The 16,261-nt window shown below is 53.5% G+C and carries 11 protein-coding genes; 8 read left to right on the top strand and 3 right to left on the bottom strand.

Translation table 11 applies throughout. The annotated features are described in order from the left end of the window. Positions 1 to 92: 92 nt before the first annotated feature. From BLR00_RS09730 to BLR00_RS16345, 7 genes are all read left to right on the top strand, one after another. A complete protein-coding gene (locus BLR00_RS09730; protein WP_143007639.1) occupies positions 93 to 428 on the top strand; it encodes a hypothetical protein in 336 nt (111 codons plus the stop codon). 174 nt (positions 429 to 602) lie between these two features. After that, positions 603 to 1,994 (top strand): TolC family protein, encoded by a 1,392-nt coding sequence (locus BLR00_RS09725; RefSeq protein ID WP_074632165.1) that lies wholly within the window; start codon positions 603 to 605, stop codon positions 1,992 to 1,994. Further along, positions 1,991 to 3,610 carry an efflux RND transporter periplasmic adaptor subunit gene (locus BLR00_RS09720; RefSeq protein WP_074632164.1) on the top strand — a complete coding sequence of 540 codons (1,620 nt, stop codon included), beginning with the start codon at positions 1,991 to 1,993 and terminating at the stop codon, positions 3,608 to 3,610. Before BLR00_RS09725 ends, BLR00_RS09720 begins: the two co-directional genes overlap by 4 nt. 1 nt (position 3,611) lies before the next feature. Beyond that, on the top strand, positions 3,612 to 6,737 hold the full coding sequence (locus BLR00_RS09715; protein WP_074632163.1) for an efflux RND transporter permease subunit: 3,126 nt from the start codon (positions 3,612 to 3,614) through the stop codon (positions 6,735 to 6,737). 271 nt (positions 6,738 to 7,008) lie between these two features. Next, positions 7,009 to 9,231, top strand: coding sequence for a copper-transporting P-type ATPase (locus tag BLR00_RS09710; RefSeq protein WP_074632162.1), 2,223 nt, complete (start codon positions 7,009 to 7,011; stop codon positions 9,229 to 9,231). A 304-nt stretch (positions 9,232 to 9,535) separates the two neighbouring features. Next, positions 9,536 to 9,892: a hypothetical protein gene (locus tag BLR00_RS09705; RefSeq protein WP_074632161.1), complete on the top strand. Its 357-nt coding sequence runs from the start codon at positions 9,536 to 9,538 to the stop codon at positions 9,890 to 9,892. Positions 9,893 to 10,202: 310 nt separating this feature from the next. Next, positions 10,203 to 10,829 carry a hypothetical protein gene (locus tag BLR00_RS16345; protein WP_074632160.1) on the top strand — a complete coding sequence of 209 codons (627 nt, stop codon included), beginning with the start codon at positions 10,203 to 10,205 and terminating at the stop codon, positions 10,827 to 10,829. A gap of 142 nt (positions 10,830 to 10,971) precedes the next feature. On the opposite strand, the gene BLR00_RS09695 is transcribed toward BLR00_RS16345, so the two are convergent. From BLR00_RS09695 to BLR00_RS16675, 3 genes are all read right to left on the bottom strand, one after another. Continuing rightward, complete coding sequence (locus BLR00_RS09695; RefSeq protein WP_081346710.1) at positions 10,972 to 12,891, bottom strand: UvrD-helicase domain-containing protein; 1,920 nt, start codon at positions 12,889 to 12,891, stop codon at positions 10,972 to 10,974. Further along, entirely contained in the window at positions 12,867 to 15,218 is a 2,352-nt protein-coding gene (locus BLR00_RS09690) for an ATP-dependent nuclease (protein WP_074632159.1), read from the bottom strand. Before BLR00_RS09690 ends, BLR00_RS09695 begins: the two co-directional genes overlap by 25 nt. 170 nt (positions 15,219 to 15,388) lie before the next feature. Beyond that, complete coding sequence (locus BLR00_RS16675) at positions 15,389 to 15,535, bottom strand: hypothetical protein (protein ID WP_176759963.1); 147 nt, start codon at positions 15,533 to 15,535, stop codon at positions 15,389 to 15,391. Between the two features lie 515 nt (positions 15,536 to 16,050). Here BLR00_RS16675 and BLR00_RS17140 point away from each other — a divergent pair. Further along, a complete protein-coding gene (locus BLR00_RS17140; protein ID WP_074632158.1) occupies positions 16,051 to 16,230 on the top strand; it encodes a GDCCVxC domain-containing (seleno)protein in 180 nt (59 codons plus the stop codon). Positions 16,231 to 16,261: the final 31 nt, after the last annotated feature.

The raw sequence follows: 16,261 nt of genomic DNA, 5'->3' as shown, positions 1-16,261 counted from the left end.
CCCCTCTTACAGACAGCTTGCCCCCCACAGGAAAAGTCACCTATACTGAGCCAATCATGGTGTCCGGACGAAAACTTTTACTGGTTTCAATCATGCTGTGGCTCCCACTGCAAGGTGCGATCGCCGCCATCATGCCTTTGTGCGTGCAAGCGAAACAAATGGGTGCCAGCCTTGATATTCCAGCGGTTACTGCCCCTTGCGACCTTCATGATGATGGCGAGGAGGTTTCGACGACGCACAGCGCGCCCGATAACATGACCTCCAATCTTCCGTGTGAGAGCCTCCCTTGCTACGCAAGTTTCAGCACACTGCTTCCCGCAACATACGCCTCGTTGATTTCCACCGGCGGCTCCTCTTATGCCGTCGCTTTTGATTCCCGCTTTACTTCCGCCATCCTGCAGCAACCGCAGCATCCCCCTCTCGCTTAATTCTTCGACAGAAGAAATCCGCCTGTAGCAAGGGCAATCAATCGCCTTATCCGTATTAGCCCGACGCCCGGTGTCATGCTTTTTGCATAAGTTCGCCAGGCGGCACACTGGACCCGCTATTCAACATAACTAAACCGATAGTGCAGTGTTACGAGATTTTTTAAAGAGGTCAGGATGAATATCCCATTCTCAGCTGTATTGCAACTGGCACTGGCTGCCGGGGCAATGATTTCAGTCAATGCGCAAGCCGAAGATCCAGGGTATGCCCATACGGAAGGAGGGTCACGGACTTTCGCTGCCGCTCCGCTAAAAGCCTCTGCAACGAGCAGTACCCATAAGTCCACCCTCCTGACTTCCCTGGTTTCGGAAGCCCTGGAGAACAACCCGGAAATTCAGGCCGCGCTACGGGAACGCGACGCCGCCAGCCAGCGGATTGCACCTGCGGAAGCGCTCGATGACCCGGTACTCGAAGCAGGGCTGGTCAACGCGCCCCTGACATCGTCGACTTTGAACCGCGAAGACATGACCATGAAAATGATTGGCCTGTCCCAGCGCCTGCCATTCCCGGGTAAACGGGGTTTGCGCAAGGATGTCGCCGCCCAGGACGCGCAGAGCGTCGGCTACGGTTACCAGGAAACCATGAACCGGGTGGCACGCGACATCAAGATCGCTTATTTCGATCTGGGGCTTACGCTCGAAATGACCCGGCTGGTCGAGAAAAACAAGCTGATCCTGGAGGATCTTCTGCATATTGCCGAGAAACACTACGGGGTAGGCCTGGGAAACCAGGCCGATGCACTGAAGGCGCAGACACAGGTATCCAGAATGCTGGACGAACTGCTCAGGCTCACGCGCGAACGGCCGACGATCGAAGCAGAACTCATTCGCGCGCTTGGCCGCAACGCAGCGGTTGCAGCGCCGGAACCGGAACCGCCGCAACTGCGGGAAGAGACCTTGACGCTGGAATCGCTGCGCGAAACCGCTCTTTCGCAGCGGCCGCAATTGCTGGCGCTGCGAAGTATCGTGGCACGTAACGAAAAAGCGCTGGACCTGGCCCGCAGAAATTACTACCCCGACTTCGACGTACGCCTGGCATACGGCCAGCGCGACAACATGCTGGACGGCACCCGGCGCCCCGATATGGTTACCCTGACGGTAGCGATCAATTTGCCGGTGTGGCGCGAAAACAAGCTCGCACCACGCGTCGCCGAAGCCCTGGCGAAGCGCGATCAGGCCCAGAGCCTGTATGAGGCGCAGCGCAATGAAGTGACCGCCAGCCTGCGCCAGCAGACGGCGATGGCTGAGCAAAGCCTGAAATCGGCGCGGCTCTACCAGACCGCCATCCTGCCGCAGGCCCGGCTGACGGTTGAATCGGCATTGGCCGCATACCGGGTCAATCGCGTCAACTTCCTCACGCTGCTCGACAGCCAGATGACGGTGTTCAACTATGAAATCAGTTTAGTGACAGCCATGGCCAGCTACAACAAGGCGCTTGCGGAAATCGATTTTCTCATTGGCAAACCGCCGTCACCAGGCAGCCTACCCCTATCAGCGGAGCCTCTATGAAAACAACTGCCAAATTGATGGCGGTTATCGCCTTGGCCGCTGCAATCCTGGCCGCAGGTTATTGGTGGGGTAACACCCAATCCGGGCCTTCAGCGGCTAATCCGCCCAAAACCTTGATACCCGATCGCAAGATTCTCTACTACCGCAACCCGATGGGCCACCCTGATACTTCGCCGGTGCCAAAGAAAGACTCCATGGGGATGGACTACCTGCCGGTGTACGAGGGTGAAGCGGCCCCATCCGATGTAGTGACGATCAGTACCGAAAAAATACAAAAGCTGGGGGTGAGAACCGAGATCGCCGCGCTGCGGGAGCTCACTCGTACCGTACGGGCCGTAGCGACAGTACAGGCGGACGAACGCCGGCTATACACCGTGGCGCCCAAGTTCGAGGGCTGGATCCAGCGGCTCTACGTCAATACCACCGGCCAGGCAGTTAAAAAAGGGGAGCCGTTGATGGATGTGTACAGTCCGGAGCTGATCACGGCACAACATGAATACTCTATCGCCAGGAAGGGATTGAAGTCGGTCGAGGATAGTAGCCCGGACGTCCAGGGTGGAATACAACGGCTGGCCGAGAGTGCCTTGCAGAGGCTGCGTAACTGGGACATTTCGGAGTCCGACCTGCAAACCCTGCAGCAGAAGGGTGAAATCGGACAGACCATTACCTTGCGTTCCCCAGTGAGCGGCGTGGTGCTGGAAAAGCCTGCCATCCAGGGGATGCGCTTCATGCCCGGAGAGGTGCTGTACCGGATTTCCGATCTCTCCAGGGTATGGATGCTGGCAGACGTGTTTGAACAGGATCTGGCCATGGTGCATCGCGGGCAAACAGCCACCATCAGGATTGATGCGTATCCGGAAAAAATATTTAACGGCGAGGTGACGTTCATCTATCCCACGGTGATGCCGGAGACCCGCACCGCCAAAGTGCGTATTGAGCTATCCAATAACGAAGGTCTGCTCAAGCCAGCCATGTACGGAAGAGTCGAGTTCTCTTCATCCCACCGCAAAGATAAAGTGCTTACCGTGCCCGACTCGGCAGTGCTTGACACCGGCACGCGACGGCTGGTGCTGGTTGCTCTTGGCGAAGGCCGCTTCGAGCCGCGCACGGTAAAACTGGGCATGCATGCCGATGGCTACGCTGAAGTGCTGGGGGGACTTGCCGCCGGGGACGCAGTTGTGGTCAGCGCAAACTTTCTGATCGATGCCGAGAGCAACCTCGGGACGGCGCTCGGCGGCTTCGGCCATCATCCCTCGGGTTCTACGCTTGGCGAAAATGAGCAGGCCAGGTCCGGCGCCGCGTCCGTGGCAACGTCTGCGGCAGCATCTGCACAGGCGACGCATCGCGGCGAGGGCAGGATTGAAGCGATGGATTGGGCGCATGCGACGGTAACCATTGCGCATGATCCGATTACCAGCCTTAATTGGCCCGCAATGACCATGGACTTCCGTGCCGGGGATCCAGCATTGCTGCGGCCATTGAAGCCCGGGCAGAAGGTCGGTTTCGAGATGGTTGAGGGGCCGGATGGCGAATATGTCATCGTTCGTATCCAATCCAGCCAAGCTATTCAACCGGCGAGCGCCAACGCCGCTCCCAGCAATCAGCGGGGGCACTGACATGCTGGGCCGGATAATCGAATGGTCCGCACGCAACGTGTTCCTCGTGTTGCTGACGACAGCGCTTGTCATCGGCGTGGGCATCTACGCCGTTATTCGCACGCCACTGGACGCGATTCCCGATCTCTCGGATGTGCAGGTCATCATCTATACCGAGTATCCAGGGCAAGCACCGCAGGTAGTAGAGGATCAGGTTACCTATCCGCTCAGCACGGCCATGCTGGCCGTGCCGAAATCCAAGGTAGTGCGCGGCCTGTCGGTATTTGGTGCGTCCTTTATCTATGTCATTTTCGAGGACAACACCGATATCTACTGGGCACGGAGCCGGGTGCTCGAATACCTCAATTTTGCGGCGGGACGTATGCCGCGTGGTGTTACGCCGACCCTTGGACCAGATGCCACGGGCGTCGGCTGGGTTTACCAATATGTGGTCGTCGCAGCCCAGCATACGCTCGCGGAACTACGCACCATACAGGACTGGTTCGTGCGTTATCAGTTGACCAAGGCTCAGGGCGTAGCAGAGGTGGCGAGCGTGGGTGGATTCGTCAAAACCTATCAGGTTACGGTGGAGCCACGCAAGCTGCAGGCTTACGGCATACCTCTCAACACGGTCGCCGCAGTGATCCGCGCCAGCAATCGGGACGTAGGCGGGCGGGTGATCGAGATGGCGGAAACCGAATATGTGGTACGTGGCCGGGGTTACCTGCGCGGCATAGCCGACATTGAGAACCTGGTACTCAAGGCGGAACAAGGCACGCCGGTGCTGATCCGCGACGTGGCGCGGGTCGAACTGGCGCCGGACGAACGGCGCGGGATTGCGGAATTGAATGGTGAAGGTGAAGTGGTCGCCGGGATCGCCGTCGCACGCTATGGCCAGAACGCACTTGACGTCATCGACAACCTGAAAAGCAAGATGGCGGAAATCGCCAGCGGATTGCCGGAGGGCGTGTCGTTGCGGACGGTTTACGACCGTTCAGACCTGATCCATCGTGCCATCGACAATCTGAAACGAGTCCTGGTCGAGGAAAGTATCGTGGTGGGCGTGGTTTGCATGATATTTCTCATGCACGCGAGGAGCGCGCTGGTGGCTATCGTCATGCTGCCGATCGGCGTGCTCATTGCGCTCACCGCCATGCATATGCTGGGACTCAATTCCAACATCATGAGCCTGGGCGGTATCGCCATTGCGATCGGCGCCATGGTGGATGCCGCTATCGTCATGATCGAAAATGCCCACAAGCATCTGGAGCGCGCGCCGCCAGGTGCGCCGCGCCTGCAAATCATGATTGATGCATGCCGCGAGGTGGGGCCCGCGTTGTTCTTCAGCCTGCTCATCATCACAGTTTCATTCCTGCCGGTGTTCACCCTGGAGGCTCAGGAAGGGCGCATGTTCGCTCCGCTGGCCTATACCAAAACTTTCGCGATGGCGGGTGCGGCGCTATTGTCGATCACCCTGGTGCCGGTGCTGATGTTTCTTTTCATCCGCGGCAAGATCATGCCCGAGCGGAAAAATCCCGTTAACCGTTTTCTGATATGGATTTATCGCCCCGTTATCGCCTGGGTCATGCGCTGGAAGAAACTTACCGTTGTCATGGCCCTGCTCACGCTTGCACTTTCGATATTCCCAGCGCTGAAACTGGGCAGTGAGTTCATGCCGGTGTTGAACGAGGGAAGCCTGTTGTTTATGCCGATTACGCTGCCGGCGTTGTCGGTCACCAAATCTGCGGAGCTATTGCAGACCCAGGATAAGATCATCAAGAGTTTCCCCGAAGTCGAGTCGGTATTCGGCAAGGCCGGGCGCGCCAATACGGCCACTGACCCGGCTCCGCTGGAGATGGCCGAAACGGTCATCAACCTGAAACCGGAAAATGAATGGCGCGCCGGCATGACCATCGACAAACTGATTGCCGAACTGGACCAGGCACTGCAAATACCGGGGGTGAGCAATGCCTGGACCATGCCGATCAAGAACCGGATCGACATGCTCGCCACCGGCATCCGCACACCGATCGGCATCAAAGTGTTCGGCAAGGATCTGGGCGAAATGGAGGACCTCGCCAGGCAGATCGAAACTGTCGTAAAAACGGTACCGGGAACCACCAGTGCTTATGCGGAACGCACGACCGGCGGCTACTACCTTGATATCGAGCCTGATCGCATGGCGCTTGCCCGCCATGGCCTGGCGGTCGGCGATCTGCTGGAAGTGATCTCGCTGGCGCTGGGTAGCGAGATGCTGACGACCACGGTGGAAGGCCGCGAGCGCTTCGGCGTCGCCGTGCGCTATCCACGCGAACTGAGGCAAGACCCGTTAGCCATCACTACCCAGGTGCTGGTGCCCCTCCCGAACGGCGGCATGATCCCGCTGGGACAGGTGGCGAGCGTCAAAACAGTCAAGGCACCGCCCAGCATACGCACCGAAAACGCCCTACTGTCCGCGTACATCTTCGTCGACATTCGTAATCGCGACATCGGCGGTTACGTGGCCGAAGCGCAAAAGGCGGTGGGAGAGCAGGTGAAATTCCCGCCAGGATATTACGCTACCTGGAGCGGCCAGTTCGAGTATATGGAGCGGGCCAAGCAAAAGCTGAAAGTGGTCATACCGCTTACCTTGGCGATCATTTTTCTGCTTCTCTACCTCAATTTCCGGCGGCTTACCGAAACCCTCATCGTCATGCTGTCGGTGCCTTTTTCGCTGGTGGGTGGCGTCTGGCTGATGTGGTTGCTTGGCTACAATCTCAGCGTCGCGGTAGGCGTAGGCTTCATTGCGCTCGCAGGCGTCGCCGCCGAGACGGGCGTCGTGATGCTGATCTATCTCGATCATGCCTGGGAAGCCATCAGGAAGCAACGCGCGGCCACGGGCAGTAAGCCGTTGGTAACCGATTTGTACGCTGCTGTCATGGAAGGCGCGGTCGAGCGCGTGCGGCCAAAGATGATGACCGTGGTTGCGATCATGGCAGGACTGCTGCCAATCATGTGGAGCAGCGGCACCGGCTCCGAAGTGATGCGGCGCATAGCCGCGCCCATGGTCGGGGGCATGGTGTCCTCAACCTTGCTTACCCTGATCGTCATCCCCGCGATCTACGCGCTGGTGAAGGAATGGAGTCTGCGCAAGCAAGAGGAAATATGATATGTCTAAATGAGCATGCTGCTGTGTCGCTAACGTACCTTGGAGAAATACGTCGGCTCGCATGTGGAATCAATCAGCAAACGATTGGGCGATTTTCTCGGATGGCTCTAGGCGTAGGATGGGTGGAGCAACGCGCAACCCATCAACTTGCTGGCAATACAATAATTTCCGAAAATTGTCCAAATAGTAAAAGCTGGTCTAATATGAATTAGATTAGCTCAAAATTCTATTTTATAACGCGATTTCACCGAAATTCAGAAATGAATCAGGCATGAATCCTACCCACCCATCACACGCTCACGACCATCGGCACGACCATTTGCCGTGTGGTCACCTGCACACGGATGCCGCAACTCCAGCCCCCACCAAGGCGATGGCGGAAGCCCAATGGACCTGCCCCATGCACCCCGAAATCCTGCGGGATGCCCCGGGCGATTGCCCCATCTGCGGCATGGCCCTGGTGCCTGTCGCAGGCACAGGCGGCGGGGAAGCCGATGATTCCGAACTACGTAGCCTTGCACGCCGATTATGGGCCGGCATTGCCTTGTCGCTCCCGCTGGTGATGCTCGCGATGGCGCCCATGATCGGCATTCATGAACCGTTTGGACTCCAGCCGCATTCACGCGGCTGGGTCGAATTCTCGCTGGGTACGCCCGTGGTGCTGTGGGTCGGCTGGCCGATCCTGCGCAAGTTCTGGCTTTCGCTCGCGCATCGCGCACTCAATATGTATACGCTGATTGGTCTGGGAGTGGGGTTTGCCTATCTCTTCAGTCTCGCGGCCGTGCTCATGCCTGACTGGTTTCCGCAGGCATTTCGCGCGCACGATGGCGCGGTGGGCACCTATTTCGAAGCGGCGGCGGTTATCGTCACGCTGGTAACACTCGGCGACTACCTGCAGACGCGGGCGATGGGCCAGACCAGCCGGGCAATTCAGCAATTATTGAAGCTCGCGCCCAACCAGGCATGGCGATTGAGCGACGACGGGATGGAGGAACAAGTCCCGCTCGAGACCGTAACCGCAGGCAACCGGTTGCGCGTAAAACCGGGAGAAAAAATTCCTGTAGACGGCACGGTGCTCGAAGGCTCAAGCCGGGTAGATGAATCCATGATTACCGGCGAGCCGGTGCCGGTGGCTAAAGTACCGGGCGACAAGGTTACCGGCGCAACCATGAATAGCAATGGTTCGCTGATTATCCGTGCCGAGCGCGTGGGCGCGGATACGCTGCTGGCGCGCATTGTTCACATGGTCGGGGAAGCACAACGTACGCGCGCACCCATCCAGCGGCTTGCGGATGTCATTGCCGCTTACTTCGTCCAGGCTGTCATCGCCATTGCAATCGTCACAGCGCTTGCATGGTGGTTTCTCGGCCCGGAACCGAGATTTGCCTATGCGTTTCTCAATGCCATTGCGGTTCTCATCATCGCCTGCCCCTGTGCCGTCGGCCTTGCCACCCCCATCTCGATGACGGTTGCGATGGCGCAGGGCGCGCGGGTGGGCATCCTGTTCCGCAATGCCGACGCCATCGAACGCATGCGTGATGTCGATACTGTGGTAGTGGACAAGACCGGCACGCTGACGCTGGGGCGCCCCGCGCTGACCGATTTTATCGCCGAGGGGTTTGCGCACGACGAAGCGCTCGCGCTCGTCGCAAGCGTGGAGCAGCCTTCCGAGCATCCGATCGGGCTTGCAATTGTCGAGGGAGCAAAAGCCCGTGGATTGACACCGCGCCCGGCGGAAGCTTTCGATGCCATCAACGGCCTTGGCGTGCAAGCCGATATCGACGGCAAGCGCGTGCTGGCCGGCAGTCGCAATTTTCTTGCACAGCATAGTGTTGATACACAGGGTTGGGAAGTGCGCGCGGAAACCTGGCGCATGGAATCCAAAACCGTGGTGTTCTTCGCCATCAACGGTATTGCCGCCGGCATCGCCGCGGTGGCCGACCCGATCAAGGAAAGCACGCCGGAGGCTATCGCAGGGCTCCGAAATCTGGGCGTGCATATCGTCATGTTGACCGGCGATTCGCGGCGCACCGCTGATGCGGTTGCGCGGCAACTGGGCATTGATGAGGTACTGGCTGAAGTGCTGCCCGAGGACAAAGCCAGTCATGTGAAGCGACTCCAGGCTGAGGGGCACACAGTAGCGATGGCGGGCGACGGCATCAATGATGCGCCCGCGCTAGCCCAGGCCGAAGTCGGCATCGCGATGGGCACCGGTACCGACGTGGCGATGGAAAGCGCGGGGATTACGCTGGTCAAAGGTGATCTGCGCGGCATCGAACGGGCTATCGTATTGTCACGCGCCACCATGCGCAACATCCGGCAGAACCTTACCTTTGCCTTTGGCTACAATGCGCTTGGCATCCCGCTGGCCGCCGGTGTGCTGTACCCGGCTTTCGGGTTGCTGCTGTCGCCGATGTTCGCTGGCGCCGCCATGGCAATGAGCTCGGTATCCGTTGTCACCAATGCTTTGCGCCTTAATCGCATCAAGTTATGAAATACCGTCATAAATTCCATTGTATTATCCTAGACCCAGCAGTTGGACAGGGTGGAGTGTGCGGTTTTTGGGGTGCAGGGCAAGGCGCAACGACGCGGAATGGTCATTCCATTCCAAGGAGTTGCAACGCAGCCATGTGCCGCAAGAACCGCGCAATCCACCCTGTAGCGACCCACCATAAAGGTGAAGGTCAAGTAGAGAAAATGGTGTTTGTCGATCATAGCGTTAAATTGAAAGATAAGCGGTCAACTGCTGGATTTAGGATTCTTACTTCTTCATACCAATCCCATCACGGAGGTACATCATGAAAGTCAAAAACGTCTTCGTAATACTGGCTACTCTAGGCTTGCTGGCATCCTGTGCGAATATCGACCATCACCCGATGGACATGACAAGTGCCGTTCGGAACGCCAAAACTAAAGCAGACCATAATGCGCTGGCGAAGCACTATGAGGATGCGGCACAAAAAATGCAGGCAAAGGCAAAAGCACAAGAAAATCAGCTCGCGGAGTATGAAGCACATGGTTCTTACTATGGCCGGCAAACTGAAGATCTGAAAGAGCATACCCAAGCCCTGGCACGCCTCTATCAGGAGGCAGCGGACGCTAATACGAGTATGGCGAAATCCCATCGCCAGATGGCGGAACAGACCAAGGAATAATGCTGGGTTGTATTTTATCCATCGGTTGTAACTGACAGGATGAAGGAGTTGGTAACTATTCCGCCCTTGAATGAAGTGGCGTAATCATGAATTGGCTGCATGTGGTCAACATAGAAACACACTATTTTCCACTGCGACAAGACCAAGCACGAGGCCACAAAACACCTGAGGTGCAGTGGCGCAGAAACGGCTTTTTCATGGATTTTTTGGAGTCTTGAGGCAGTGCTATCAAAAAAATTGAAACCTACGAATCGTTGTTGCTTTCGACGCATGAACCTGAACGGGGGCGTTATGTTGCAGAGGGGCCTGCATGGCTAGCCAAATAGTGTATCGTTATACAGAGTTACCCTCCCTAATTCATCTACTTACTCGTCGGGAACTGACACTTCTCGACCCACTTTCTTGGGATGACAAGAACGATTCGAGCTTTATTACGTTCTATCGTGAAAAGTGTAATCTGAAATCTGTTCTTGCTCTCTGCTTCGCCCGATCGGAAGAGACTTATCATCATTGGCGTGTTTTTGCGCCAGGGGCGTCAGGCGTACGTATACAGTTCGATGAGGATAGACTAAGAAACTCAATCGATAATGTTCCTGAACTAAAATTTCAGGACGTTGAATACCTTACTGTTGATTCACTTAAAGGGCAAAGAATCGACAAAGAAAGACTTCCATTCCTTAAACGTCATCCATTTTATCCTGAGCGCGAGGCGCGGTTACTATGGGAATCAAAAAATAAAAATCAATCCTCGTTGGGTGTTCCAATTACGCTTTCCGCCATATCCAGAATTACCCTTAGTCCTTGGCTTCATCCATCACTGGTTCCCGAAGTTAGGTCACTCATCAAACGTATAGACGGTTGTTCGAAAATAAAGATTTACCAATCCACATTGATTAGCAATGCCAAATGGTTGAAGCATGGTGAGTCTGCAACATAATATTCAAGCTGGTACCCCCTTGCATCGTAATTTGATCGAGGCGTATTTTCAATCAATAAATCTTTCTTCTTTATCCTGGGGGAGATGCACTTTTAAAAGTTTAGCTTTATATTAAGGGCACAAAGTATCCCTATTTGAAAAGCTAAACTGAGATAATTTCGACTTCACTTTCTGCGAACCAGCCCCGATTAATAACATTTTCACTCACTCTTTGTGGATAATCAGAATATGCCACAATCGCCAGGCTTTCTTCGCTACGGCTGCAAGTAACATAGAAGAGCCGTCGCGTCCTAGCTATGCCTGTTTCTTTTCCCAATTTTTCATTGTCAAAATCGTTTCTTGTTCTCTCTTTGACTCCGAAAAGCTTGTCATAGGAGAAAAGAAACCCCCTTGCGGCGCTGTCATCAATGATGACCATGACTCTTGGAAATTGTAATCCCTTCACGCCTTGGTGAGTATCAAAGCTCGCCTTTCCGGTCACATAATTGACGTAAGGCTTGGCTTGCTCAAACGAAGTAAGAAGGAATTGATCCCAGTTATCCAAAATCGTTTCGTCTTCCCTGTCATTTGCCGCCATTTTTCTTGCAATTTCAGCCTCAGCAAGTTTTTGTTCTTCATCACTCCGAACAGCAATAGGCTGCAAGCTTTCCGGAATTTCAAAAAGCCCAGTTGCCGTAACATTGCGAAGAATGTCTATAAATCTTGGAGTTTTATTTTCTTTCCATAGGCTCCAAAGTGCATCCACGGCTTCTCGTGCCTTTTGAATCTGCATAGACTGTTTATCACCAGCAGCTTTGAGCGTGGTTTTACTCAGAAGCGGGGAATGTTTTCTTACAATAGACGCCACTATAAAAGAATCGTTTCCCTTTTTTGCTTCAACCAAAGGTAAGACACGATTCACGAAGAATTTTAATCCACTCAAAGTACCATCGAGAAGGCCGATACGCAGGGTATCGTCCCTGTAAAGCGGCTCGTACATTTCATAAAAACCCATGCGCTTTGCCGCCATGTGATGTTCAAGAATAAGTGTTTTGACCTCTTCTGGTTTGTTCCATGTTGCGTCATTGGCGATTGTTGCCATCTTTTCTGCAATTAGTTTCTCAGCAGTCATTTTGTCGGCTATATCGGCCCTCAAAATAAAGAACCTAACAATCCCTTCCTCTGCATCTGTTCGTGGTATTTGTTCTTGATTGTCAACATCGGCGCGAAGATTATTTATCAGTGTGATTACCCTTTTAGGGCAACGATGATTCATTTTCTTGGTGGGTGTTGCCCAGTCTGCGGGGAGATTATGGCCGAGATCAACTTTGCCGTCCGCATAAATTCTCTGCATCGTATCACCAAACAAACCGAGCTGGAATTCTGCGGAATATTTTTCCTGAACCGATAGAAAGGCCTCCATCAACATTTTATTTGTGTCCTGACTTTCATCAATCAGGAGCATGGGAAATCTTGTGATCAGAAGCCGTTGCATGGTGGGTTTTTCGGAAAGAAAAGCTGATGCTATTTTGACAACTTCGCTGTGGTTAAGTGAATCGCGACCACGGTTGTCGCCATTAGGATTGTAAGTAAACTTAGGGATATCCGGCAGCGTAGCCAAGCGCCTCGTTTTGGCTTCAATGCTTTTCTCTCGGTCAATGTTGGCTTTGCCTCCGCGACCTTTGGCCTGCTTATCTTTCAGATCGGCAATTTCGCTTTCCAATTCGACTTTGAGCCACGCTTTTATATCCTCATCAAATCCCTGAATTAGAGTCCAGACGAAGCTATGGATAGTCGAAACCTCCACCAAAGGATCAAAGCCTATGCGGTGCGTAATCTCGCCACACGCTTTATTTGTATAGGTGATGACCCCGACACGCTGCCCATGAAGGCGAAGACGCCTACTATGGCTTTTCTGAATAAATCGCAACGCCTGAACCAGAGAGCGCGTTTTTCCTGAACCCGCCCCAGCGAACAGGAAAAAGCTTTTAGGCGGTTTCTGACCAAGGCAGGTAGATATTTCAGTGTCTACCTTCGCATCGATATTGTTGCCATCATCTACGGCAAGAGCGACTTCCAGCACGCTGCCTCCTTCTGAGGAGGCGATGGTGGATTGGCTTTTTTCTGCCCCGCGCCCGGAGATTCATTTTCCTTCCTGCATGCCTGATCTTGCAACCACTCCAACCCCTCACTGATATAAGCTGGAATCTTGAACTCACCCGGGTCTTTGAATAGTAATTCAAGGGCAAATTCTGCCTTGCCCCCCGATTTCAATGCTTCGAATATATCGTTTGTCAGGTCGGCGGGCGTCTTATACTGGTTAAGAGCCTCACTGAATTTCTTAATTAGACCAGTTCCGTCTAAGGTTTTGAAAAGGTCGATATTCTCATATGCCAATGCATCTTCAAAAGTGTTGGCCGCTATATCGATTTGCCCTACAGCGGCATCAAGGACGACCTTAACTGGTAACTGGTAGGCGACACGCACCGAGAAATTTTCGTCGGCGTAATGTTTTATCTTGGCAGACGGTGGTAAGCCTAGAAGTTCATCAATCGCTTGTTTCTCCGGTATCCAGGTTTTCAAAGTCGCATTGCGCGTAACCTGGCTTGAGCCATGCGCGATTGACTGGGAAGGCTTGTTACTCGTGTTTGCCGCTGCGTCAATGTCGGAAATGATGAGCGTCGTTAGCCCAAGATGCTCGATAAGTGGCCGGAAACGGTGAGCATGACTGCCGCCGACTTCCAACAAGGTTAGATAACGATAGTTCAGTTCAGGGAAGTTTTCTCGGATGAAGTGAGGAATCATCATCCGTTCCGCAGCGCCTTCAATAAAGATGGCGGCGTCGGCAAAGAACAAGTCGCAATGCACCGCTCGAAGATAGCGGGTAACGAATTTAGCGGTGTCGTCCTGCTTGCCGAAAACTTCCGAAAGGCTAATCACCGCGGATGTCGGAACGTCGCCGGCGTTGACTGCGAGTTTGCGTCGGAAATACCGCAAGCATTCAAATTCGCATTCATGCGCGATATGGCTTGAATGCGTCGAAACAACCAGTTGCGTCGTTAGCGCCTTGTTACCTTTTAGATCTGCATGATTCCTTAGTATCTCATAGGCTCGGCGAATGAAAACTTGCTGGACTTGCACATGCAAGTGCGCCTCAGGCTCCTCGACAAGAACCAGATGTAAAGGTGGGGGAAAGAAAGTTTCGCCGGTCTTGGCGACCACTCTCTTGCCAATTTTCCCGACTTGCATCCACTCGTCGCGGAAACTCATTAAACGGAACACCATTGAAATCAAGTTTTGATAACCCAAACCGTTATATTGCTCTGGCAACCTCGGCGGCAGGTCTTGCGGATTTTCGCGATTGGAAAGGACTTCGTATTGCAGAGCCGAAGGATGGTTGAGGCCATCCATCGGCTTTATGCGCGTCGAAATCGTCAGTGTTGGGTCGCTAATGCCCGGGTAGCCAAGATTTTGAATCTCTTTCAATGCTTCCGCGAAGCAGATTTCTAGCTTTTCATCGAAGAGCGTCTGCGCCATGTGAATGGCTTCCAGTGCGTCAACGTCGCTCAACTCTGGCATTTCGGACGGGTCAAGGTGCTTGGCGTAATAAGATCGTAGCTGATCGGACAATTTGCGCTTATCGCCACGCCCGGTGTTTTCTTCACCCTTCTCAGACGATGCATCCTGATTGTTGCCGGCGTCAGAGAAGCCCCGTTGTGCGTTGATTTCATCAATACGGATGAGTCCCGCGAACGGATTTCCTTCGATATATTCCGCGGTTGATGACAGTGTTTGCGGTTGTGCTAGCCCACCTTTCGGATAGACTTTCTTGGTGGGATCTAGGATATAAGCGCGGACACAGAACTTGCTGCTAAAGCCACGTTCCAAAAAGTCCTTTATAGAAGAAGGCCAGAGAGAAACCTTATAATCATGGCCATCCTTATTCTTCATAGCGGCGGCAATCGTGCCTACCGCACGTTGACGGACGGTGACATATTCTTTGTGCAACGCTTCCAATTCTTTAGGCTCAAGGCGCAGCCTGACACCCAGCAATCCACCATTCCAGTCCAGTGTCGGCAGTAGATGTCGGACATAATGAATTTTGTCCGGCTCGACTTCCAGCCATACGTCCATTGCGGGGAGGGTACCTTCCCATTCTGCCAAATCGGACGGAATTGCACCGGGCGCCTCCCACGTCTGTCCGATTTGGTTTATTTTCTTCCAACTTGAAACCGTGAAATCATGAGCATCAAATTGCTTCTGATCGATCAGGAAACGTCGCAGCGCAATCATTGCGGTTGTTTTTCCACTGTTGTTGGCTCCAACAAATAGCGTTTTGTCTTTGGAAAAATCAATCCTGATAGATTTCAATTTCCGAAAATTCTGAATTTCAACGAAAGCTATTCTCATCAAACTTTCTCCTAGTTACCTAAATTAAACGCATCCATCATTTACCATTTTCATGTTTTTCTTTGTTACAAAAAATTTTCTCTTCGCGCTGCTGCCTGACTGACGCCGCCATGTCCTTCCCAATATTTTTTGGCTTCGGCATTAAATCCCTTCAGTGATGAAAGCACAGCTCATCTTTTTGAGACAGCGCGATATAGATTTTCTTCTGAAAAGTCAGGCTGACCTTTTCCGATATCATGGGTAGCAGCAATCAATTCAGCGCCGACAGGAAATAATTCCGCGCGCAGCCAATCGGCATGCGCCTCATCATCGCGCACGCCACTTCACCAACAATCTGGCAGTGACTAAGAACCAGTCGCCCGGGCAATACTGCGTTTTCATCCGTTTTGCGTGACTTAGCCAAGCACTGATTGAAAGGTAGAGGTAACGAACTAAACGATTCAGACGGTTTTTGAATACGGCGTCTAAGCATATACTTACCCCAATCCAAGGTTTAACCGCATCCTTATTTATCTAGCGCGGGAGACGTTAAGGAAGCTATAAAGATTCAACCAACAATCGTTTTAATTTTTTCATTTTTATGTTCCATAACTCAACATCCAACGCTATCGCTTGCGTGATTACATCTTACAAGCATTGAATGTATTGCCCATTGGACCAAGGTACACCTGAGGATTAGTGTGGTTATTCAACTCAGATAATCCATTAGGACCGGAATGATGGCGAGGCAGGTTGCGAGACAGTTTGCCGATTGGGAGAGGTCCATAGCCCCGTCTTATTGGCGTGATAAAACGGGTATGTCATTCACTGGAGTTCTTTATGATTTCACAATGTGCCAATCCTGGAATCGGTGTTGACATGCCCACGCGGCGGATATGCCAAACAGAAAACGATGCTAGCCGATGCATGCCAGTTCTTCTATGAGTATAAGGGCTGTAATGCACTGCTGCGCCTCCATCCGGCGACTGCTGTCTTTTGTTTCTTCGGGACCGTCAAATGCCCACCGATGTGAGGGGCAATCGGGCTACTGCTAGTAGCGCTTG

Origin of the sequence: Nitrosospira multiformis, from assembly GCF_900103165.1 — a bacterium.
In the GTDB taxonomy this organism is placed as follows: Bacteria; Pseudomonadota; Gammaproteobacteria; order Burkholderiales; family Nitrosomonadaceae; genus Nitrosospira; species Nitrosospira multiformis_D.
Note: the sequence above shows the minus strand (reverse complement) of the source record. Positions and strands in the feature narration are given on the sequence as shown.